17 protein-coding genes are annotated in these 22401 nt (G+C 51.5%); 7 read left to right on the forward strand and 10 right to left on the reverse strand.

The window, feature by feature from the left end:
- Positions 1-684 precede the first annotated feature (684 nt).
- From leuC to Pla110_RS00395, 3 genes are all read left to right on the forward strand, one after another.
- Positions 685-2106 (forward strand): 3-isopropylmalate dehydratase large subunit, encoded by a 1422-nt coding sequence (gene leuC / locus Pla110_RS00385; protein WP_144992073.1) that lies wholly within the window; start codon positions 685-687, stop codon positions 2104-2106.
- Positions 2107-2191: 85 nt separating this feature from the next.
- Positions 2192-2785 carry a 3-isopropylmalate dehydratase small subunit gene (gene leuD / locus Pla110_RS00390; protein ID WP_144992075.1) on the forward strand — a complete coding sequence of 198 codons (594 nt, stop codon included), beginning with the start codon at positions 2192-2194 and terminating at the stop codon, positions 2783-2785.
- Positions 2786-3142: 357 nt separating this feature from the next.
- Positions 3143-5422 (forward strand): ABC transporter ATP-binding protein, encoded by a 2280-nt coding sequence (locus Pla110_RS00395; protein ID WP_144992077.1) that lies wholly within the window; start codon positions 3143-3145, stop codon positions 5420-5422.
- 181 nt (positions 5423-5603) lie between these two features.
- On the opposite strand, the gene Pla110_RS00400 is transcribed toward Pla110_RS00395, so the two are convergent.
- From Pla110_RS00400 to Pla110_RS00410, 3 genes are all read right to left on the reverse strand, one after another.
- A complete protein-coding gene (locus tag Pla110_RS00400; RefSeq protein WP_144992079.1) occupies positions 5604-6227 on the reverse strand; it encodes a hypothetical protein in 624 nt (207 codons plus the stop codon).
- Positions 6228-6779: 552 nt separating this feature from the next.
- Entirely contained in the window at positions 6780-7340 is a 561-nt protein-coding gene (locus Pla110_RS00405; RefSeq protein ID WP_144992081.1) for a thioredoxin family protein, read from the reverse strand.
- On the reverse strand, positions 7337-8554 hold the full coding sequence (locus Pla110_RS00410; RefSeq protein ID WP_144992083.1) for a DegT/DnrJ/EryC1/StrS family aminotransferase: 1218 nt from the start codon (positions 8552-8554) through the stop codon (positions 7337-7339). The genes Pla110_RS00405 and Pla110_RS00410 overlap by 4 nt, the downstream gene beginning before the upstream one ends.
- A gap of 249 nt (positions 8555-8803) precedes the next feature.
- On the opposite strand from Pla110_RS00410, the gene Pla110_RS00415 reads away from it, so the two are divergent.
- Positions 8804-9910 carry a GTP-binding protein gene (locus Pla110_RS00415; protein ID WP_144992085.1) on the forward strand — a complete coding sequence of 369 codons (1107 nt, stop codon included), beginning with the start codon at positions 8804-8806 and terminating at the stop codon, positions 9908-9910.
- Positions 9911-9996: 86 nt separating this feature from the next.
- On the opposite strand, the gene Pla110_RS00420 is transcribed toward Pla110_RS00415, so the two are convergent.
- The 5 genes from Pla110_RS00420 to flhA all read right to left on the reverse strand — a co-directional run bounded on the left by Pla110_RS00420 (position 9997) and on the right by flhA (position 16211).
- Positions 9997-10788 (reverse strand): FliA/WhiG family RNA polymerase sigma factor, encoded by a 792-nt coding sequence (locus tag Pla110_RS00420; protein WP_144992087.1) that lies wholly within the window; start codon positions 10786-10788, stop codon positions 9997-9999.
- A 47-nt stretch (positions 10789-10835) separates the two neighbouring features.
- Positions 10836-11084: a hypothetical protein gene (locus Pla110_RS00425; protein WP_144992089.1), complete on the reverse strand. Its 249-nt coding sequence runs from the start codon at positions 11082-11084 to the stop codon at positions 10836-10838.
- Between the two features lie 176 nt (positions 11085-11260).
- Entirely contained in the window at positions 11261-12184 is a 924-nt protein-coding gene (locus Pla110_RS00430) for an AAA family ATPase (protein ID WP_261342309.1), read from the reverse strand.
- A gap of 76 nt (positions 12185-12260) precedes the next feature.
- Positions 12261-13979, reverse strand: a complete 1719-nt coding sequence (gene flhF, locus Pla110_RS00435) for a flagellar biosynthesis protein FlhF (protein WP_144992093.1) — start codon at positions 13977-13979, stop codon at positions 12261-12263.
- Positions 13980-14078: 99 nt separating this feature from the next.
- Positions 14079-16211, reverse strand: coding sequence for a flagellar biosynthesis protein FlhA (gene flhA, locus Pla110_RS00440; protein ID WP_197440409.1), 2133 nt, complete (start codon positions 16209-16211; stop codon positions 14079-14081).
- 737 nt (positions 16212-16948) lie between these two features.
- On the opposite strand from flhA, the gene Pla110_RS00445 reads away from it, so the two are divergent.
- A complete protein-coding gene (locus Pla110_RS00445) occupies positions 16949-17893 on the forward strand; it encodes a serine/threonine protein kinase (RefSeq protein WP_231742787.1) in 945 nt (314 codons plus the stop codon).
- A 95-nt stretch (positions 17894-17988) separates the two neighbouring features.
- Positions 17989-18993, forward strand: a complete 1005-nt coding sequence (locus Pla110_RS00450; protein ID WP_144992095.1) for a PP2C family protein-serine/threonine phosphatase — start codon at positions 17989-17991, stop codon at positions 18991-18993.
- Positions 18994-19183: 190 nt separating this feature from the next.
- On the opposite strand, the gene Pla110_RS00455 is transcribed toward Pla110_RS00450, so the two are convergent.
- Entirely contained in the window at positions 19184-19369 is a 186-nt protein-coding gene (locus Pla110_RS00455) for a carbon storage regulator (protein ID WP_144992097.1), read from the reverse strand.
- A gap of 619 nt (positions 19370-19988) precedes the next feature.
- Between Pla110_RS00455 and thyX the strand changes: the two genes are divergently transcribed.
- Entirely contained in the window at positions 19989-20894 is a 906-nt protein-coding gene (thyX, locus tag Pla110_RS00460; protein ID WP_144992099.1) for an FAD-dependent thymidylate synthase, read from the forward strand.
- A gap of 95 nt (positions 20895-20989) precedes the next feature.
- On the opposite strand, the gene Pla110_RS00465 is transcribed toward thyX, so the two are convergent.
- Positions 20990-22240: a DegT/DnrJ/EryC1/StrS family aminotransferase gene (locus Pla110_RS00465; RefSeq protein WP_144992101.1), complete on the reverse strand. Its 1251-nt coding sequence runs from the start codon at positions 22238-22240 to the stop codon at positions 20990-20992.
- Positions 22241-22401: the final 161 nt, after the last annotated feature.

Here is a 22401-nt window from a genome sequence, read left to right on the forward strand (position 1 = left end):
CGTCATGTTTTCATTAGGATTGACGCAATTTGTTTCTGCTAAACAAGATGCGCAACTCCCTCGTCAGGGAGTCCCCCGTAGAGAAACGGCGATTTTAGAGTCCAATTCATAGAAACACAACAGTTCTCACCGAGGATTTTACCGCTCAGGGGGCAATTAGCGATGGTCAATCGTCAAGGCGTACTGTGTATAGGTTCATGTTTTTGTCCGGAACGGAACCTTGAGACAATAAGATCTACCAGAGTGAGGAAAACTACCCTCTTGCCGCAGGGGTTCCTACGCTGCAAAATTGCGAAGCGGACCGGTTCTCTGTTAAGATAACCCTTTGCAGAACGCTGTCAGCCTTTGCTTCACCCTCCGGTGGACCGTGATCGAATGGTCTCTCCCGTTTTAAATCGGGTCGACTTCGTTATTAATCCACGCGGAATCCACGGCCATCGACCCGGCTCCGGTGCCTCTTTCAATGGAGCAACACGGGTGACGAATTCCTGCGAATATCAATTTTCTGCGAATATCAATGGCATCAGGCCACTGGACGACATTCCCCGTGGGGAGTGGGTGAACCTGAGACCTGGTTAGCGTGACTAACCTGCGCGATGGAACGACAGCGACAATACAGGCGATGTTGACCCACTTGATTCATTACTAAATTACCGAACTTATTACCGAAACCGACACATTCCCATGAGCGATCGACGAAATCTGTTTAATAAGGTCTGGGACCTCCACGCCATCGAAAACCTTCCGTCAGGACAGACGCAACTTTTCATTGGTCTGCAGATGCTGCACGAAGTGACCAGCCCTCAGGCTTTCGAAATGCTTCGCGACCGGAACCTGAAGGTCATGTTCCCCGAACGCACACTTGCGACAGTCGATCACATTGTCCCCACCCAAAGCGTTCTGCGACCTTTCCAGGATGGATTGGCCGAGCAAATGATGTCAGCCATCGAAACGAACTGCAAAGAGTTCGGCATCACCTTGTTCGACCTGAAAGACCAGCGACAAGGCGTAGTGCACGTGGTTGGCCCAGAGATTGGTGCCACTCAGCCAGGCATGACAATCGTCTGTGGCGACAGCCATACCAGTACCCATGGAGCTTTCGGAGCGATCGCTCTCGGTATCGGCACCAGTCAGGTGGCTCATGTGCTGGCGACTCAGACGTTGGCGCTCGCTAAACCCAGAGTCCGCAAGGTTATCGTCAACGGTAAAATGAAACCCGGCGTATTCGCGAAAGATGTCACCCTTTACATCATCCGCAAGTTGGGTGTGCAGGGAGGCGTTGGTTACGCTTACGAATACGCCGGTGAAGTCTTCGATAATATGTCGATGGAAGAACGGATGACCGTTTGTAATATGAGCATCGAAGGGGGGGCCCGCTGCGGTTACATCAACCCGGACCAAACCACCGTCGATTACATTCAGGGTCGCGAACAGGCACCCAAGGGTGAAGAATTCGATCGCGCCGCCAAGTGGTGGCTCAGTCTCGCCTCGGGACCGGATGCCGAGTTCGATGACGTGGTCGAATACGACGCGGCCGACATCGAACCCACCGTCACCTGGGGCATTAACCCCGGACAATCCGTGGGCGTCAACGAGAACCTGCCCCAACTGGCCGACTACTCTAAAGACGATCAGGTCGGTATCCAGGAAGCCTTTGACTATATGGGACTGGAAGCGGGACAGGCAATTAAAGGCTTGAACATCGACGTCGCCTTCATCGGCTCCTGCACAAACGGTCGTATCTCCGACCTGCGTCAGGCGGCCGAAATCGCCAAAGGACGACATGTTGCAGAGAACGTCAAAGCGTTAGTCGTCCCCGGTTCACAACAGGTATTGAAACAGGCCGTCGAGGAAGGGCTCGACAAAATCTTTGAAGCGGCCGGTTTTGAATGGCGTGGAGCAGGGTGTTCCATGTGCCTGGCGATGAACCCGGATAAACTGGTCGGTAACCAGATCAGTGCTTCGTCCAGTAACCGAAACTTTAAAGGCCGACAGGGCTCTCCCACCGGTAGAACCTTGCTGATGAGCCCCGCAATGGTTGCTGCCGCTGCAATTAATGGCTACGTCTCTGACGTACGAGAAATGCTCGAACCAGCCACGGTTTAATACGGTATCAACGGATTAAGCGGCTGCCTTCCGAGTCCGCAAGTAACAATCAAAATCGAACTATCATCAAAATCGAAATCGAATCATGTCTGAAATTACTTCCGTTACTGGCACTGGCGTTCCCCTGTTACTCGACGATATCGACACCGACCGTATTATCCCGGCTCGTTACCTGCGTTGTGTGACGTTTGATGGTCTGGGCGAGAACGCATTCGAAGATGATCGCCAACAGGATCCGAATCATCCGTTTGACAATCCTGTCTATCGGCAGGGAACCGTCCTTGTCAGCGGCCGGAACTTTGGTTGTGGTTCCTCACGAGAGCATGCCCCACAGGCATTGATCCGCTGGGGAGTCAAAGCAGTCATCGCTGAATCGTTCGCCGAGATTTTCTACGGCAACTGCACTTCACTGGGGGTCCCGGCAGTCTGTGCAAGCCGGGCTGACTTGGAGAAGCTCTCGAACGCGATCAAAGCGGACCCAAATCTGGAAATCAGGGTCGATCTTGAGCAATGTCAGGTTACCTACGAGTCCGAATCCGTTCCGGTGACCATCAATGAGAGTGCTCGTAATGCCCTGATGACGGGCCAATACGATTTCCTCGCCCAGCTCCTGGATCGAAAAGATAAAATCCAGACGCGCGCCAGCGAAATTCCCTACATGAATCAATTTGCCAACTAATTTTGTTAACTTGTTTGGTCGGGGAATTTTCCCGTCAATTTTCGTCTGGACCCGTTTTCGGGTTTCTTGGTAAACTGAGCGAACTTTACTAAAAGACGCGGGGTCATTCCGTCCTTCAGCGTCAAGAGTTTAGAGTTTTTCCGACCCGTTTCTTGCGGTTCGGGTATTGAAGTCGATCACCACTTAAGGATTAAGTTTGGCCGATCGCTAATTCCCTCTGCGCCACAACATGACTTCGCGTCTATTGTCTTCACGCAGTATGTGTTCACATGGAGGTGACGAGGGACAAATGGATTTGTTTCGATTTACATACTGGTTGTGCTGGCCCGCCCCGGCACAGGGAGTCACTTTGTCAACGTGAATAACTTCGCGCGTGCTCTACCCTATTTATGGCCTTTCCGGAAACGACTTTTCCTGTCGATTCTGTTCGCTGTCCTTGTCGCCATTCTCTGGGGAACCAACCTGACCGCCATCTACCCGGTGGTGAAAGTCATGTTGGAGAACAAGGATCTCGTCGTCTACGCGGATGAACAAATCGCAGCGGCGACTGAAGAGAGTGATGCGCTCAGCAAAAAAGTCAATGACCTCACGGAGAGACGGGCTGAATTCGAAGCCCAACTTACCAATGAGAATCTGAGTAAAAAACAGTACGAACAGTTGGAGCACGAAAAAGACAGGCTCATCGGCCAGCTCTCCGATAAACAAACTTCCCTCAGTAAAGCGACCAGTGAGCTGAGTTTGTGGACCTGGGTAAAGTCGGACATCATTGAGCATCTTCCTCGTGATAAGTTTGACGTACTCGCTGTCCTTCTAGCTGCCTTATTGATCGCGACGATTATTAAAGGGATCTTCGTCGTGATTCAGGAGACGCTGATCAGTTCTGTTGTCGAACTCACGACGATCAACTTGCGCAAGGAATGTTTCAAGAAAGTTCTCTCGCTCGATTATCAAACCGTCCACCATCATGGCACGGGCGATCTGCTGTCCCGCTTTACCAACGACCTGAACCTGTTCGGGCTCGGACTGCGCCTGGCGGGCGGCAAGATTATTCGGGAGCCACTTAAAGCGATTGCCTGTATGGGAATTGCCTTCATGGTGAACTGGCGACTGACGTTACTCTCGCTGTTGATGGGGCCACTGATTGCGATCGTCTTCAACCGCATCGGAAAACGGCTCAAACATGCCAGCCATCGGATGATGGAAAGTATGTCGAGAATCTACCAGACACTGGAGGAAACATTCGACAACTTAAAAGTGGTGATTGCGTTCAATGGTGCTCCGACTCACCGTCGTCGGTTCCATCGCGAAAACAAAGAATACTACAATAAGATGCTGCGCATCATCAAACTCGATGCACTCACCAGCCCCACGACCGAGACCCTCGGAATGATTGCCGGTTTCATGGCGGTCCTGCCAGGTACATACTTGGTTCTGCGGGGCACGACCGAAATCTGGGGCATTCAGCTGGCCGCCGAACCGATGACCATCGCTTCGCTGATCGTGCTGTATGCGATGCTGGCAGGGATTATTGACCCCATCCGAAAACTCTCCACGACCTATTCCAAACTTCGTCGCTCCTCTGCGGCGGCGGACCGTATTTTCGAATTACTTGATACAGAGACTCTGGTTAAGGAACCTGAAACTCCTTTGTCCTTCCCCAGACATAGTCAGAGTATCAGCTTCCGCCGGATTGAATTCGATTATTTTTGCGGTGCTCAGGAAAAGAAAAGAGAGCAACAGATTCTCTCCGGTGTCGATCTCGATGTGAACGCGGGCGAAGTCATTGTTGTCGTTGGTGAAAACGGGTCCGGGAAATCAACCCTCGTGAACCTGCTTCCCCGGTACTACGATCCAGACTACGGAACAGTCGAGATCGACGGGATCAATATTCGTGACGTTAAACTCAAAGATCTGCGTGCACAAATCGGAGTGGTGACGCAAGAGACCTTACTGTTTGATAATACGATTTACGACAACATCCGTTACGGTAAACCGGAAGCCAACTCGGAAGAAATTATCGAAGCGGCTCGTCAGGCAAACGTACTCGATTTCTCCGAACAGCTACCCGATGGGCTACAGACCTGGGTCGGCGAAAAGGGGGGACGCCTCTCCGGTGGCCAACGTCAACGGATCGCGCTCGCCCGCGCGTTTCTGTCTGATCCTTCAATCCTGATTCTGGACGAAGCGACGTCGGCGATCGACGCTCAAAGTGAAATTCTGATTCACGAAGCCCTGCGACAATTCAGCGTCAACCGAACCGTCTTCCTGATCACACATTCCGTCAGTCCCGGCATTCTGGACTTCGTCTCTCGTATCGCCGTGATGGATCAGGGACAATTGGTCGCCGTCGGTCCGCACGACACCCTCATTCTTTCCTGCCCGGTTTATCAAAAGTTGTACCAGGCCCAAACGCATCAGCGATCAAGTCGGACTGGCCCGATTCAAACCGTCCATACCGACGACTTCGAGCGGTTGTCCCCCTCGGCCGAGGAACAGGACTACATGGCCGAAGTGGAAGACCAGGAAGCTGCCGCCACTGGTGATTCATCACCGTCGATCCTCAAACTCGATCGCTCCACTAACAGCAATCCTACGTCTCCAAATACGCAACCGAAGCGCAAAGACGCAACTGGTTAGAGGAAGCACAGCCCTTGTTGCTATTGCGACATCGTGTTGCTTTAGCATTATGAATGATTGCTCTCGTTTAGGTTAGCCCGGACAATCGCGAGGTGTTGCCCGGGTCGCAAAGCGAAAAGCCAAAGTGAAAGCGGAATGGTTACGAACTCGGAAGTCTGCGCGGGATCTGTTTGAACCTTGATTACGGGAAAATTCGCTGAAGAATTCCGGGCTTGTCTGGTTTGGCCTTCTTCAATTCGATCTTCATATACTCCCCGTCATATAAGGTCACAGGAACGTGGTCGACGAATTTGTCGATCGATTTTCCAGGCGTGTTGATTCTCAGAGTTAGTTCAGCCCGGTTGCCCCGTTGAACTACTTTGATCACCCTCATGTCCACTTTGGTACCATACTCAGTCGAAAAGTACTTACTCTGATTATTAAGTGACCGATGGACACCAGAAGGTGAGAGAACTTCCTGTTGTAAAATCTGGCGATGCACGTTCTTAAACCAAAGATGACGATAACGAGTTGAAATCAGTTCGAGTCGTGGACCATTAAATTCACACTCCAGGTAATCCTCATAATAGTTTACGTAGACGCGATGGTTTTTAAATCGATAAACTTCGACAGGTAGCTTCTCCGGTTCTGCGTCGAACTCGACCACTCTGACTTCGTCGTTGCAATTCACTCTGAGGATATAGGGACGATTCTTTGATTTGTCGCCAAACTGGTCGACGTATACAGTCACAGGCCCACTATAGTGACTTTGTAGTGAGGCTGGCTGATTGCTGTACCTAGCGAGCTCTTCGAAAAAAGCGATCATAACGCCAGGAGAATTCTCAAGTAAACGGGCTTGATCAGACCCCCTCTTCAACTTTGTTGTCTCGATGAACAGTGAAAGTTTTTTGACCGAGCGTTGAACTTGGGTTGGTCGTTCTGCGCGGACGGGTTCTTTCGCAATTGCTTGAATGGGTGCTCGACAAATCAGCAGAAGCACCAGAAGTGGAATGAATCTCATCGTCTATCGAACCTCGGCAACGAAGTGAAAATATCTTTCTCGATATTCGTCATGCCGAAGAATTAGCATGATTGCAACTCAAAAACTCCGGTCTACTCTCCAAGGCTCGTCGAATTGCCTTCTCCATTCAGACCGGCTATTGAATTTTGGGGTCTGAAAAATGTGCCAGAGACATACTGCTGCAGGCGCCGCTCAAGAAAAGACAAACTGTTCCGGATGAGGTTCGCTTGCTTCTCCACCCGCTCTACGACTGGTAGCCGAACACGCGTACTTTGTTCCAGTTCTCTTTTTGTTCATTAATGAACTGCAGGGACAAGTAGAGATCTGATCCGGGCTAGTCCAATTTAGTCATGTCGATCAATCGTTGTGTTTCTTTCGCAGTCGTGGCGATGTGCGCATGACGTACTGGTTTCGTTCGAACTCTACGATCCAGTCGGCGATGACTTCCTGGGTCAGTTTTTCTTCTGGGGGAATCAGGCCAGTGGGACAGGCAGCACCGGTCATGTCGCTGATCATCTGACGATATTTGGAAATCGTCCGGTCTCCGTATCGTCCGCAAGGTTGATTGTCTTCATTTAAGAAGAGGACGGCTGGAACACGTTGGCCACCACAGACCGACATCTCTGCTGCAAATTCAGAGTGGTCATCGCGATCAAAAAAACGAAGCTGGATGTTCGGATTCAACTCGGCGATTTTCGCCATAATGGGGCACTGATTCACGCAGTCACCGCACCAGGCCCCAGCCACGACCAGGACTTTCATTTCGCGAACGAAACTCTTGATTAGTTCCTGTTGTGTATCGGTCAAATCAACCAACTCATGAAAACGATCCCACCGTTGACGTTGTTCGGGGGTCGCGTATTTCTCTAGAAAGCTTTGGTAGTCGAGTCCTAGGGGGACAAGTTCATCGTAGTTCACTGGGAAGTCTCTTTCCGTTGATGTAAGTCGTGTGCGTGCAGATGTATTTTCTTGAGAGCGATGACGATCTCTTCGATCGCTTCTGCTGGTTCCAGAAGCACGGGATGGTGCAACCCCACAATTTCTTCGTCGGCATGATCGGCGACCGGCAGTTCACTCATTGTTCGAAAACGTCGTCGACTATGAGTGAGGTGCAGGCTGCGAAAACCCGGATCGAAAGCGATTCCTTCCGCACGAAGAGCAATACACCACTGCTCGCGCGTTAAACCGCTCCACTCCTCTTTATTATAGCGAAATCCGACTTTGTAATAACCGGGTGAGAGGGGAAGATTCCCCCGTTGTCGCAGATGATCCTGATTGGTTTGCATTAACAGACGAAGACCGGGAACCTCTTCCGCTTCGATTCGACTCGCCAGAAACTCGACTTGCTTGAGTCGATATTCATGATCTGTCGGGAGTTGTTCCCATTGGGGAATCAGCACCGCTGCTTGGAGTTCTGACAGCGGGTAGGCGATGTTTCCTCGTTCCTGATGCAGCTTGATATGTTGCGCGATTCCAGCATTATTAGTAATGACCACACCACCGCGACCGGCGGTCGTTAATTTACTTCCTCCGAAACTGAGGATGCCAACATCTCCATGTGTCCCTAAAAGTTGTCCGCCGTATGAGGCGCCCTGGCATTGGCAGGCGTCTTCAATTATAGGAAGGGAATGGGCATCGGCGATGACGCGTGCTCGCTGGAGATCGACAATTCCGCCGTGCAAATGAGAAACCAGAATCGCTTTTGTTTTTTTCGTAATTGCGGATTCGATTTGCTCGACACTCATTTGAAAGTCGTCGGGCCGCAGGTCGACCAGTACGGGAGTCGCACCGAGCAAAGTGATGTTTTGAAAGTTCGCTCGGAAGTCGTACGCCGCCATGATGACTTCATCGCCAGGACCAACTCGCACGCCACGCAAGGCGAGTTCCAAGGCCGAACTGCCGCTTGAACAGAGGGTCAGAAACTCGGTCTCGAAGAATGCTCGAATCAACTCTTCCAGACGGGGAATGTTTTCGCCGTGGTACCGACCCCAGTCGCCTGTGGTCCAGCAATCGCGGAGGGCTGATCCAATCTCCGGTCGAGCAATAGGCCAACCCGGTGGGCCGGATGGACGGACCGCAGGACCTCCCAGCAATTGAGGGAGTTCATGAAGTCGGTTTGCAGAGTCGGACATATCGGGGATGACAATAAGGGGTGGCTGGATGGAATAACTACCAATGAATTAAAGAGTTATGTCGCAAGTCGCAGTGAGTAAGCAGCGCTGTTTGCGGGTTTCGATCCATGATAATTCAGGCCGATGATTGGACTTTGCCCCGGATATTCTTACCATGATTAGAATATGATTTCACGCCATCCCAACTTTCACGGTGGTGCGAATGGCAGTCGATGATGTCAAACATAAAGCAGACAGGTACGAAACACAATGACGCATAAAATACGATTCATCATGGTGGGAGGTTTTCTGGGTGCTGGCAAAACGACCACCATGGCGCAGCTTGCTCGTCATTATCAGAATCAGGGTTTGAACGTCGGTATTGTTACGAATGACCAGGCTGCCGGTTTGGTGGATACCGAGTCTCTACGGTCTCAAGGATTTCACGTAGGCGAAGTGGCGGGTGCCTGTTTCTGTTGCCAGTTTGATAATCTGATCGAGACAGTTCGAGATTTGAGCAAAGCAGACCGTCCGGACATTCTTCTGGCCGAGCCGGTCGGAAGTTGTACCGACCTCGTTGCCACCGTGGTTCAGCCAATCAAACAACTTCTGGGTGCCGAGTTCGAGATCGCTCCCTATACCGTCATTCTTAAACCGAGCCATGGCAGCAAGATTCTCAAGAATGAACAGAAGGGGGGCTTCTCTCCCAAAGCGGCGTATATTCTGAAGAAGCAACTTGAAGAAGCGGACGCCATTTTAATCAATCGCATTGATGAACTGACGCCCGAGCAAACTGAAGATCTGACCTCGCTTGTCAAACGAGATTACCCGGAGGTTCCTATATTGCAGATGTCGGCCAAACTGGGAACCGGAATCGATCAACTGATCGAACTACTCGACCAGCAGGGAGATTTCGGACGCCGTATTCTCGATATTGATTATGATATTTACGCCGAAGGAGAAGCCGAACTGGGTTGGTTGAACAGTTCTGCGAATCTGTCGTCCGAGGAACCTTACGCACTGGACGAACTCCTGCTCGCCATTGTCCGGAATTTGCAAGTTCGAATTAACGAAGCGGGGTTCGAAGCCGCCCATCTCAAAACGATTGGGCTCTGGGAAGGTTTCTTCGGTGTCGCCAACTTGATCAGTAACGATACCGAGCCCGAAGTCTCGCTTCCTTCGAACTGCGAAGTGAAGGAAGTCGACTTGATCGTCAATGCCCGTGTCGCCTGCGACCCGGTCATTCTGGAAGCCGAAGCCAAACTGGCTGTCGGTGAAGAATGTGCAAAGCGGGGTATTACTTCAACTTTCCGTACATCACAAAGCTTCCGCCCCGGCCGACCCGAACCCACCCATCGGGTATCGAAGTCAGTTTAAACGAAAACAAGTCACCATAAAAAACGCCCTGTTCGAATGTTCGAGCAGGGCGTTTTTTTGTGTCGTGCTGGTGTCGTGTCTTTCGCTTAGTCGAACTCAGGGCGACGTCGTCCGAGTTGGTCTTTCAGCCGATTGACGATGCTGGAGTGCATCTGGCTGACGCGAGATTCTGAGAGTCCGAGCGTAGTGCCGATCTCTTTCATCGTCAGTTCTTCATAGTAATAAAGAATGATGATCAACCGTTCGTTGCGGTTTAAGCCTTTGGTGACCAGTCGCATGACATCCCGTTTTTGAATGCCGAGCGTAGGGTCTTCGCCTTTAATGTCTGCCAGAATATCGACTTCGCGGACATCTTTGTAACTGTCGGTCTCGTACCACTTCTTGTTGAGACTGACAAGATTGACGGCGTTGGCTTCGGTCTTGAGCTTGTCGAACTCTTCTGCGGAGAGTTCCATTTTGGCCGCGATTTCGCCATCGGAAGGGGGACGGCCAAATTCGGCTTCAGCCAATTTTCGTGCCGCTTCCATCTTGCTCGCTTTACTACGAACCAGACGGGGAACCCAGTCCATAGTTCGAAGTTCGTCGAGCATCGCACCACGGATACGAGGGACACAATAGGTCTCAAATTTGACACCCCGTTCGAGATCGAACGCGTCGATTGCATCCATAAGACCAAAGACACCTGCGGAAATCAAATCATTGAGATCGACTCCCTCCGGTAGCTTGGACCAGACACGTTCCGCATTATACCGCACTAGTGAGTAATAAGTCTCGATCAGCTTATTGCGAAGTCGTTCATCCTTGCGACCTGCTGCCTGATCCTCTTTATAAACCCGCCAAAGGTCTGCAACTTCTTCGCTGCTTAATTTGGTGGCCATTCAACCCTCCCTGGAGTTGTGAATTCCTGATTTGCTGAAAATCGATATCAATTCGATGTCAATGGGGTGTTCGTCGATTCGAGTTGTGTGATGAGTTCGCGGAGTTCCTTCTCCACGTTTTCTTCCACGACTCGGCGACTTAAGTCACCAATTACGAGACCCGCCAGAAAAAAGAGTGCAGCGACTATTAAAGCGGTTTGAAGCGTGCCAGACAAATCGCTGCCGGTCAACGATCCCTGTAGGTTCGCCGCGGCAAAGGCAATCAGAGCGAGACGTGCAGCGAACTGTACAGCCAAATTGCTTCTCCGACTTACATGATAAATGGTCGCCCCAGTTCAGGCGGATACGGGTGCGTATAGTATTTATCGACATCGCCGATGAGTCTCTCTAGTAAATTTGACGTAATCGTTAAACTTTAACATTCTGTCATGGGTAGGTTCGGCAGTTTCTGCCGGAGGCAGAGGTGAATTACTCAGACAACACTCGCAAGCGAGTCGGGACTGGTAGTACTCTTCTGGAAGATTCCCCCCAACCGCTCTTTCCACTGTCCCGAACCTGTAGAATCAGGTTGAAGGGAACTGAGAAGACGTTGGCCCAGCTTGCGAATTTCCTTCGCCGCCAGACTATCCGGGGCATAACTTAATAAGGGGGTGCGACGCCAGATCGCTTTGGTCATTTGCTCGTCAAAAGGGACAAGTCCGGCATATTGAATTCGGGTTTGCACAAACAATCGCGAGGTGGCTTCCACTCGTTCAAAGATTTGTGCCGCGTGATTTGCGTCATGAGCCTGATTGACCAGGACTTCGATCAAGGCAGGTTTCATTGTTGATAATCGTTTAATGCTGGCATACGCGTCCGCAATAGCGGTCGGCTCCGGCGTCGTGACGATCAAAAACATTTCCGCCAGGTTGAGTAGAGGACGAGTCGAACTGTGCAGGGCATTGCCTGCATCCAGAATGAGTACGTCATAATTTTCTTCGAGTGTTTCGAGCTGGCGACTGAGTTCCTGCATCGTTGTGGCGGGAATGCCTTCCAGTTGGGAAAGATCGTTGGCGCCGACGACGACATCAATACCGCCAGGTCCGGCGGTTATGACTTCCTCAATTTGACGCGCCCCACTGATCACGTGTGACAGGTTCCAATAACAGTTGAGTCCACATAACAGATCCAGGTTTCCCAATCCGGGAGTCGCATCGACCAGACAGACTTTCTGTCCCAGTTCCGATAGCGAGATCGCCAGATTCAACGCGATCGTGCTGCGGCCCACGCCCCCTTTGCCACCGGTTACGGCCAGAGTGCTTGCACGTCGCTCACGGGGAAGCGACGGTGTTTCGCACTGCTTTTTAAATCGTTCGGCCAAGCCGCGGAGGGCAGTTGCCTGATCTTCGATGGTCACTATGAGATTCCTGAAATGTCTAAACGAGATCGTCGCTTGACGATGAATGTATGGGAATAATGTTTATCCAGTTACCTTATGTATTGAGCAATTCCTGCTGGGCTGGCTTTCTTCCCAATGTTTCCTGTCCGAGTAACAACCGTCGCATCCGAACTTCGGTTGCGGGTTCGATGTCTTCGGGGACAGCCTGACCTGTTGTCAGGTAACTGACAGGCAGAGAAACTTTTCGAGCCAGATTAAGCATGGGGCCGAGGCCTTCGGTTTCATCCAGCTTCGTCAGAATCATGGAAGTGGTTCCGGCGGTGGCGAATTCATTGGCCATTGACTCCAGACTCCGAAGACTGGCCGTCAGATTCAGAACCAGATGAACTTCATCTGCTCTGGCCTCATGAAGAAGGGCTTTCAATTCTTGGATTTTGGGCTCATCTTTGGGACTGCGACCTCCTGTATCAATAAGAACAAGGTCCAGGCCCTGCAATTCATCGAGTGCCTGTCGCATCTCTTTCGCGTCGGTGACGACTTTGACAGGTAGATCCATGATTTCCGCGTAGGTTCGGAGTTGTTCGACAGCCGCGATTCGATAGGTATCGACGGTCACCAGACCGATTTTTAATCCCTGACGTAATTTGAAGTTGGCCGCTAGTTTGGCAATCGTGGTCGTTTTACCAACACCGGTCGCACCGACGAGGGCGACCACTTTCCGGCGACCGCGTGTCACTTGGATTGGTCCACCACATTGGAATTGTTTTTCGAGCAATCCGTCCAGTACGGCGTCAGTTTGACCTTCGACTTGCAGTTCCTGCGGACGGCATTGTTTTTTAATGTCGAAGACTAGTTCGCGGGCTACGTCTTCTGCCACGTCGACGTCGATCAGTCGGGTGTATAGATTGAACAAACTGTTGGGCAGCTCATGCATCGCCAGCATTGGATTCTGCCGACCCATATTCAGTAACATGCGTTCGATGTTAGCCAGACGACCGGCGAAGTCTTCATCAACATAAGATTTGTTAGTGGAGCGTGGTGCCGATTCCGTAGAGACTGGTCTGGGTTCGAATCGAGAGAAAGTCGGGGGCAGGGCGACTGAAGCCGGTTCGCCAGCAGAGTCGTTCGTAAGAGAACGGGCGGCGATGGATTGAGGACGATCGGTCCGTTTAGCTGGTGCTTGCGGTACTGGCTTGGATTCCGCGGCTGCAATCTGGCTCGCAACTGAAGGGGCTTGTGGCTTTTGGACAGTTTGTGTCGCAGCAATGGAATCGCTGGCGACTGATTTTGATGCGGGAGTTGATAGTTTTTCGTGTGTCGAACCGATTTGTCGCTTGGCTGAAGTTAACGGTCTGTTCAGCATGCTTTCTCGGCTTGGTCTCCCTGCGGAAGTGGGTTCGGGCCGGGCAGGCTTCGCATTCAATTGACTCGGTCCTCGCGAGGGTGTGCTGAGTTCGAGCTCATCCTCTTCTTTTCCTATCTGATCGAGCAACTGCATGGCCATCGATTTGGTGTTTTGAACCGGGCGTTTAGCAGGGCGACGAGTTACAAGCTCATCGTCTTGCGTGTCCTCCATTGATGTGGCGTCCCCCTGATATCGACTGGCAATCGATTCTGATAGACGGGATTTCGAGGGGCTTTCTTCGATGCTGACCGTGATCTCCACTTCTTGTTTGGCTTTTTTCCAGGGAAGGTAAGATTTGTCGGCAATCTGTTTAGTATGCAGAATTACGGCCTCGGGACCGACTTCTGATCGGACCAGGTCGAGAGCATCTTGCATACTGGCGGCTCGAAAGGTTTTGATCTGCTGCATCGTCGGTTACGCTTTCATTGAGCCAAAAAGTAAAGTTGAGCCAGTAAGTAAATTTGAATGTAAGAAGATTGTCTGCATGTTGTTTTTTATGGTTTCGGTTCAAGCATGAGGTGCTGATCCTACTCCGGCCATTTGCGGTTGAGGTCCGGCCGTGACTTGTGAAATCGCTTCCACGTCGGTGTCGCGAGTAATTTCGTTTAAGCTTAGGACGGCCAGTTTGGGCAAACTTCCTTGTGTGATCTGTTTCAAACCGGCTCGTACCTGAGGACTGCAAATCAGTACCGGAGGATGTCCCAGCGTTACCAGTTTCTGCAGTTCTTCGGCGATTGCTGCAGTAACCTGTTCGGAAACTTGAGGCGACAGTTTGACCATCAGTCCCCGTTCGCTGTAATCAAATCCTGCCATCAGAATGTCTTCGAGTGCCGGATCGAGTGTGAGTACATGAATTGTTCGTTTACGGTCGCGGTATTGCAGGCAGATCGTACGAGCGAGTGAATGTCGGACGTACTCTGTTAAAATACCAAGGTCTTTGGTGCGGTCGGCGTAGTTGCTGAGGGTTTCCAGAATCGTTTCCAAATCCCGAATGGGGACTTGCTCGTGCAGCAGATTGTTGAGGATTTGATGAACATGGGCTGTCTTCATCATGTCGGGGATTAACTCGTCGACAATTTTGGGAGACGTCTGCCGCAGGTTGTCCAGTAGCTCATGAACCTGTTGCCGTGTCAGTAATTCGTGCGCGTGCTCTTTAGCCACTTCGGTCAGATGGGTGATGATCACCGCCGAAGGCTCGACCACGTTGTAACCGGACATCTCCGCCCGATCTTTGTGAGCCATTTCAATCCATTTCGCAGGACGACCGAACGCAGGTTCTTTAGTATCGATGCCGGGGATTTCTCCGCCGGTTGCGCCAGTATCGATTGCGAGCAGGGCTTCCGGGTAGACTTCACCCCAGGCGACAGGAATGTCGCGAATTTTGATCTGGTACTGGCGTTGATCCAAGCGGATATTATCCCGGATTCGCACTTTGGGCAGGATGATGCCCAACTCATGAGCGACTTTGTGCCGGATACGAGTGACCCGGTCCAGAATGTCGCCTCCGCTGTTCGGATCGGCCAGTTTGATTAAACCAAAGCCAAGTTCGAGTTGGAGTGGATCGACCGTCAGGTTGTCTTCGGGTTTAGGTTCCGGTCGCGCTTGATCGACCTGTTGAGTCTCTTTTTGTTTTTCATTGACGGCCCGCAGTGCTGCTTTCTGTCTGGTCATCATTATTCCGATGATCAGGCAGACGACGGATAGGCTCATCAATGGAATTGGGGGAAGACCCGTGAACGACAGGCTGAGCAAAAAAGCACTCGAAAGAAACAACGCTTCCGGGTGTCCCACCATTTGTTGAATGACGTCGCGAGGCAGATTGCTCTCGGTGGAAGTACGGGTGACGATTAAACCGGCAGCAAGTGAAATCAGGAACGCGGGAACCTGTGTAACCAGCCCGTCCCCAATCGTTAAGTTGGTGAAAATCTGGGCGGCACTACTGAAGTCCATCCCGTTTTCCATCATCCCGATGTAGAGACCACCGAGAATGTTAATCACGGTAATCACGATACTGGCGATGGAATCCCCGCGGACGAATTTACTGGCACCGTCCATGGCTCCATAAAAGTCGGCCTGGTGGGTGACTTCTTCACGTCGCTTTTTAGCCTGTTCGGCGTCGATTAATCCGGCATTCAGGTCAGCATCGATCGCCATTTGCTTACCCGGCATTCCGTCGAGGGCAAAACGAGCGGCAACTTCACTGATACGGGTAGCACCTTTGGTAATTACCAGGAACTGAATTGCGACCAGGATGACAAACAGAATCAGCCCGATGACAATATTATCACCCGCGACAAACGCACCAAAGGCTTGAATCACTCCGCCCGCGGCTTCTGTTCCGCTGGAGGCACCGTTCATCAGAATTAATCGTGTCGACGCGACGTTTAGTACGAGGCGAGCGAGTGTTGAACCCAGCAGGATGGCAGGAAAGACTGAGAATTCCAGTGGGCGCGAGACGTAAACCGTCGTCATCAGAATCAGGACGGCGATCGTGACGTTGCAGGCCAACAGCAGGTCGAGGACCAGCGGCGGCAGCGGCGCAATAATCACCAGCACTGCAGTGATAATCAACACCGGAAATATGATCGATTGTGCGCGCAGAAGAAGTCCGCGCAGTCCACCGGGGTATTCCGGGGGCATGGGTGCCTCCGTTCATCCTTGAACTGAAAAACACGATGAATAAATTACAAAATCTGAGTTGAGAGAAGAGTGGCAAATATTTAATGGAAGGTTCAAAACGTGTCCAGACCGATTCGGGGGGCGCAAGGGTAGGTCCTTCAGAAAACTTTAACCTATTTTCGTGAAGCGGCATTTTTTCTGCAAAATGACTCAAATTGATATTGAGGCATTCTAGGGATGTTGCAGGACTTCGCGAGAATCGGTCCTTCGCGCCAGACCGAATTCATCCCGGGTCATTTGTTTGCCGATACAAATAGATAAGCCGTTGCTATCGATGCAATTGGCGCCAATGACCTGTCACGGAAGACAGGCCCTCTGCTGTCGGAATATCCAGGGAACGGAATCGCTTCGACCAGAATCGAAAGCCAGGATGATTCGAACCCGAAAATTTCAATCAGCTACGGATGGCTTGTCATTCGGCTACTTCCAGCCCGGTTATCGACTTGTTGACCTGTTTAGCGAAACCATCAGGAAACCCCGACCAGAACGATTCGGGGACCTTGCTCAGGCTGCGCGGGGCAGGGACCGTCGGTATAAGAAGAAGTGACAGGTAGAACGAAACTATCAATCGGGTTATCCAATCGTATTCGTCGAACGGCCGCACCCGGTTTGAGGAAGTAATACAGACAATCTTGGTAAATCGATCAGACGCCTGATTGTTCTCACTTCCTTGCTACGTAAGAATGGACGCCACTGTAGTGATTACACTCTATAAGACCGACTTTGATTCCGTTCGTCCCGTAAAATCCAGAGGCAACTCCGGAATGCTGCGTATCCGCCAACGCTTTGATAAATACCGCATCGAAAAACGGTTGGGAGAAGGTGGCTTCGCCACCATCTACCAGGCTTATGATTCGATTGAGGGGATTCGCGTCGCACTCAAAATTCCTCATCAGGAGATGGTCAGTGATTCACTCCTGAAGGATTTTAAAAACGAAGTTCGGGTTTTGGCTCGGCTCGATCATCCACATATTCTTCCGCTCAAATACGCCAGCTTCATCGAAAATCGCTTCGTGATTGTGACCCCACTGGGCGAACAGACGTTATGTGATCGACTGCGCAAGCGGATGTCATTCGATCTGACACTCGAGTTTGCCCAACAGATGATCGAGGCGGTCGCGTTTGCCCATGAGCACCGAGTGATGCACTGCGACATCAAACCGGAAAACATGATCCTGTTTGAGAATAATCATTTGAGACTGGCAGACTTCGGCATCGCCAAGATCGCTGTTCGGACGGTTCGCTCTTCTGGTTCTGGTACTTTGGGTTATATGGCTCCGGAACAGGCGATGGGGAAACCCTCTTTTCGGTCTGACGTGTTTTCCCTGGGGCTGATTATCTATCGTATGCTGGCTGGAAAATGGCCCGAATGGCCTTACGAATGGCCTTTGCCCGGGCATAATCGGTTGAAGCAAAAAGTACCGCAGGAGTTCGTTGAATTTCTGAAAAAATCGCTGCAAGTCAACCCCAAGAAACGATTTACAGACGCGCAGCAGATGTTGAAACAATTCCCACGACTGAAAAGACAGGCACTTAAACAGGCGGCTATCAAACGTACGAAGAAGACGACCAAGCGTGGAAGCACCACCCGTAAGGCGAAATCTAAGTCGAATGGTGTTCGCGCTGTACGTCGAATTGCCTAGAATAGGTTACATATACAGATCCTCCACAAGTTGAATCTGTACCCCAATCCGGGAGTTATAGGAAGGTCGTCCCCTCGGGATGGCTCCAGGTAGCCATGTTTTTCGGTTCATTGTTTGCTTCCAAGTCGAACTCGCCTTCGCCCACAGCGGAGAATCAGACGAGCAAGGCATCAATTTGCCTGCAGGGAGAGATGACCGAACCCGAGAGCGGTCGCACGCGATTAGGGGAAGTCATCCATTACTCTCGTCGTTCTCCCGACAAAGAGACTGCTAACGAAGATGCTCTGGGGATATTCACTCCGACCGATCGCAGCCTGATTCTCGTCGTCGCCGACGGAGTAGGTGGCCGCCGTGGCGGAGAAGAAGCGGCCCGAATTGTGGTCGAAACCTTTGAGCGGTGCTTGAACAATTTCCAATGGTCACAAGCATCTCCAGGCGTCGTTTCCGCCGCTACGGAAGCGATTACGCTCCGAACGGCGATTCTCAACGCGATCGAGACTGCCAACGAAGATATTATTAAGCTGGGAACCGGAGCTGCGAGTACCATAGCCGTGGCGGAAATCCAGGACCAGACGATTCGCACCTATCACGTGGGTGACTCGCTGATCATGTTGGTAGGACAACGGGGTAAAGTGAAACTCCGTACGGTCTCGCATTCCCCTGTTGGTTTTGCCCAGGAAGCGGGTATGCTCGAAGCGAACGAAGCGATGCACCACAGCGAACGTCACATTGTTTTCAATGTTGTCGGATCGTCTGAAATGTGGATCGAAATGGGTTCGCCGGTCGAAATGGCACCGCGGGATACCCTCATCCTGGCCAGTGACGGTCTGTCGGACAATCTCCTTGAAGATGAAATTGTCGAACAAATCCGCAAAGGGCCTCTGTTGGAGAGTATCCGTACTGTGACCGAAATCACACGCGAACGGATGGACCATCTGGTGAAAGGTCGTCCCAGTAAACCAGATGATACCACGATTCTCGCTTTTCGCCGTCTACGCAAGAAAGCGCACCCGAGGAAAAATCAACAACCTGCTTCTTCCCCCGCTCCTCTGAGCGCACCTCAGGTAGCCTCTTCCGAGACGACTGAGACGTTGGTTTAACCAATAGTCAGATGGGGAATAGGTTAATTGCAGCCGGGCATCGGCTGTGGGTGGGACTGCGAAAAAGGTGTCAAATAGCGTCAACGGCGACTTTTGATATGTTCAGCCGCAAAGGATTCGCAGGATAAACGCAGAAGATCGGGCGGGAGTTCAGGCAAGTGTTCGCGTGGCTAGTCTGGCAGAAGTCTGTCTAGCAAGAGCCAGCTAATAGTTCAGGGTTTTCGAACTTCTCTTCCAGTTCCGCACGTTTGATAATCACGGAGGCTGGAGCATCGATAGCGATGCGAACTCGTTTGCCCTGAATGGCAACAATCTGAATGGTAATGTCTGAGCCGATTTTAATCGACTCCTCTGTTTTACGGGTCAATACAAGCATCGAATTCTTCCTTGAGTGATTGCTTAAAAACCGAAAAAAATAACGGCCGACAACCGGCTCTTCTTAGAGTCGATCCGCTAAGTCAGAATTTCTTACGAGGCGATTCCCAAGGTTGTTGGGTCGGTCGTCGATTTCAGGATAAAATATCCGGAGATCGCAGCAAAACTCTGAATTATGGGCTGCGGACCTGCGCTAAAACTGATTTCAAAACCCTCCTTCGGGTTGTCCATTACTAGTCTGATTTAAGGCGTCAGTCTCGTTTTGAGATGTAACACGCTCTTGGTTTTGAAATGAGTTCCAGGTATCTAAATGAAGATTAGATGAATCCTGACGTTTGACCAGTTTTCATTCCGAGAAAAGGTCGAAACGTGCTCTCGATCCTCCCTATATAATAGTCTGAGGCCGGGGAACATGCGCAAAGACATGTTCGATTCATGATGGTTATAATTGTAATTTTTACTTTGTCTAGAGGAATTGCCATTTTTTATTCGGGCCGACGAAAAAAATCTTCTCTAGAGGCAGGCATCCCCCTTCCCGTCAGTGGTTGCGTGGTTGATTGGGCTGATCTACACTGTCTCCCTCAAAATTATCCTTTCGTTGTATGTGAGGGAGCACTCGGGTGACTGAGCGAGCAGAACTGGTAGAAGAATTACGTTGGAAGAAATTTCCTGTCCTGAACGACGGCTTTGTCTGTCTGGTCGACCTGATGGGCGAAGACAGTTCCATCGTTCAGGCGGCCCGCGTGAGCTACGGCGAAGGGACAAAAAAAGTCTCCGACGACCGAACGCTGATCCGCTATCTGCTTCGTCATCGCCATACAACTCCCTTCGAAATGGTAGAGATTAAATTCCTGGTCCGCGTGCCGATGGACTGCTGGCGACAATGGATTCGCCACCGCACCGCCAACGTGAACGAATACAGCACACGTTATTCTATCGCCATCGATGGAGCCCAGCAGACGGATCCCGACCAATGGCGTTCGCAGTCTCAGACCAACCGGCAGGGAAGTGAGGATTATCTTGCCGAAGAGGTTGGACGCAAACTGACCGAGGACGAAAAGTCGTTGCAGCGCGAACTGAAACGTGTTTACGAAGCTCGTCTGGAGACGGGTGTTGCCCGGGAACAGGCCCGTAAAGATCTACCGCTCAGTACTTATACTGAAGCGTACTGGAAAGTCGATCTGCACAATTTGTTACACTTCCTCGCGCTCCGCATGGACTCTCATGCTCAGCTGGAAATTCGCAACTACGCGACGACGATTGGTGAACAGATTATCAAACCTCTGTTCCCAACAGTTTGGGAAGCGTTCCAGGATTATCGCATGCAGGCGATGTACTTTACACGGCTCGATCATCAGGTGATCAGTCGCCTAATGGCGACCGCCACCAGCCAGGGAATCGCGCCTCCGTTCAGTAAGGAACTCTTTCTGGAATCGCAGGACGAGACCTGGAAAGAGCTGAAACGCTCCCGCGAACGGGACGAATGCCTGAGCAAACTGCAACGACTTGGAATGGTCGCCGAATAGTCGGGGGACGATGCGTTAGTCTAGCAGTCATACACACCAGGAAGAGTGCAAGCTGTTGTAGCGTGCGTCAGTACGGGAATGTCATTGTTTGAAAATTAAGCGGCGTTTTGATTTGCCGCTTCACTCGTGATCGCTTGCATCACTTTTCCAACGGCAGCGACGATGTCCTGCATGTCGGCTTCGCTCAACGTCGGGTGAACCATAAACATCAGGCTGCGCTGCCCGATTTCTGCGGCAACGGGAAGTCGTTCGGCTGGTTTCAGGTCCTGTTTCTCGAAGACCTTCTCGAAGTAAATCTCTGGACAGGCTCCACTACCACAGGGGATGCCTTCGGCCTGCAGGGCGGCCACGAACTGATCGCGAGTCCAATCTTCCGGAAGCACATTCGGTTTCAGCAGAGCATAGTATTTGTAGTAGCTATGACCGAAATCGACGCCCGGTTTCAGCACTTGGAGGCCTGGAGTCTGTTCAAAGCCGGCGTCCAGTATTGCAGCATGTTTCCGGCGGGTCTCGATCCAGTCGGGCAATCGCTGCAAGGCGACTCGTCCTATCGCGGCCTGCATTTCGGTCATGCGCCAGTTGGTTCCCATATCTTCATGGAGCCATTTGAAGACGGTTTCGTGCTTGCGACGATAAACGGCGTCCCAGTTTTTGCCGTGATCCTTGAAGCCCCAAGCGCGTTCATGCCATTCGGCATTATTGGTGACGACCATGCCCCCTTCGCCACCACAGGTCATAATTTTATCCTGGCAGAATGAGAACGCACCAATGTCGCCCAGGGTCCCCAGCGGTTTGCCCTTATAAGTCGCTCCGTGGCACTGGGCGCAGTCTTCGATGACGTACAGATTATGTTCGCGGGCCAGCTCGAGGATCGGATCCATATCACAGGCCCAACCGGCGAGATGAACGGCGATGATCGCTTTGGTTCTGGGTGTGATTTGTTTGGCAATGGTCTCCGCCGTGATGTTATGGCTGATCGGATCGACATCGGCGAAGATCGGTTTGGCTCCACACATCATCACGCTGCTGGCGGTGGCGACAAATGTCCGGCAGGTGGTGATGACTTCGTCACCTGGTTGAATCTCCAGAGCCTTGAGAGCCAGTTCGAGGGCCAATGTTCCATTGGCGACCAGCACGCCGTATTCGGCTCCGACGGAGTTGGCGAATTCTTTCTCGAAGGTACGTCCTTCCTGTCCTGTCCAGTAATTCACTTTGCCTGAGGCGAGGACGGTTTGGACAGCGTCCATCATTTCCTGATCAAAACTGGGCCAGGGGGCAAAAGGAGTGGAACGTACGGGCGTCCCGCCGTTCATTGCGAGCGAAGCAGGTGAGAGAGATGCGGGCATCGGTGTGTCCTCTTTCTTCCTTGATGGGGAGGAGACGGTGGATTATTTTTACAAGTAGTTCCAAAACCCTCTGGTGGGTATCGTTTTCCCAGTTTTTGAAGAATTTCGAACTGCCACAACCGGGTTTTGAAATGGCCTCAAATGTTCTAGAAAGGTTTCTT

Source organism: Polystyrenella longa (assembly GCF_007750395.1).
GTDB classification, from domain to species: Bacteria; Planctomycetota; Planctomycetia; order Planctomycetales; family Planctomycetaceae; genus Polystyrenella; species Polystyrenella longa.

What these genes read in the sequence shown, in the direction of transcription:
- leuC (WP_144992073.1), top strand. Translation starts at nt 685, where the DNA reads ATGAGCGATCGACGAAATCTGTTTAATAAGGTCTGGGACCTCCACGCC.
- leuD (WP_144992075.1), top strand. Translation starts at nt 2,192, where the DNA reads ATGTCTGAAATTACTTCCGTTACTGGCACTGGCGTTCCCCTGTTACTC.
- Pla110_RS00400 (WP_144992079.1), bottom strand. Translation starts at nt 6,227, where the DNA reads ATGATCGCTTTTTTCGAAGAGCTCGCTAGGTACAGCAATCAGCCAGCC.
- Pla110_RS00410 (WP_144992083.1), bottom strand. Translation starts at nt 8,554, where the DNA reads ATGTCCGACTCTGCAAACCGACTTCATGAACTCCCTCAATTGCTGGGA.
- Pla110_RS00415 (WP_144992085.1), top strand. Translation starts at nt 8,804, where the DNA reads ATGACGCATAAAATACGATTCATCATGGTGGGAGGTTTTCTGGGTGCT.
- Pla110_RS00420 (WP_144992087.1), bottom strand. Translation starts at nt 10,788, where the DNA reads ATGGCCACCAAATTAAGCAGCGAAGAAGTTGCAGACCTTTGGCGGGTT.
- flhF (WP_144992093.1), bottom strand. Translation starts at nt 13,979, where the DNA reads ATGCAGCAGATCAAAACCTTTCGAGCCGCCAGTATGCAAGATGCTCTC.
- flhA (WP_197440409.1), bottom strand. Translation starts at nt 16,211, where the DNA reads ATGCCCCCGGAATACCCCGGTGGACTGCGCGGACTTCTTCTGCGCGCA.
- Pla110_RS00450 (WP_144992095.1), top strand. Translation starts at nt 17,989, where the DNA reads ATGTTTTTCGGTTCATTGTTTGCTTCCAAGTCGAACTCGCCTTCGCCC.
- Pla110_RS00455 (WP_144992097.1), bottom strand. Translation starts at nt 19,369, where the DNA reads ATGCTTGTATTGACCCGTAAAACAGAGGAGTCGATTAAAATCGGCTCA.
- Pla110_RS00465 (WP_144992101.1), bottom strand. Translation starts at nt 22,240, where the DNA reads ATGCCCGCATCTCTCTCACCTGCTTCGCTCGCAATGAACGGCGGGACG.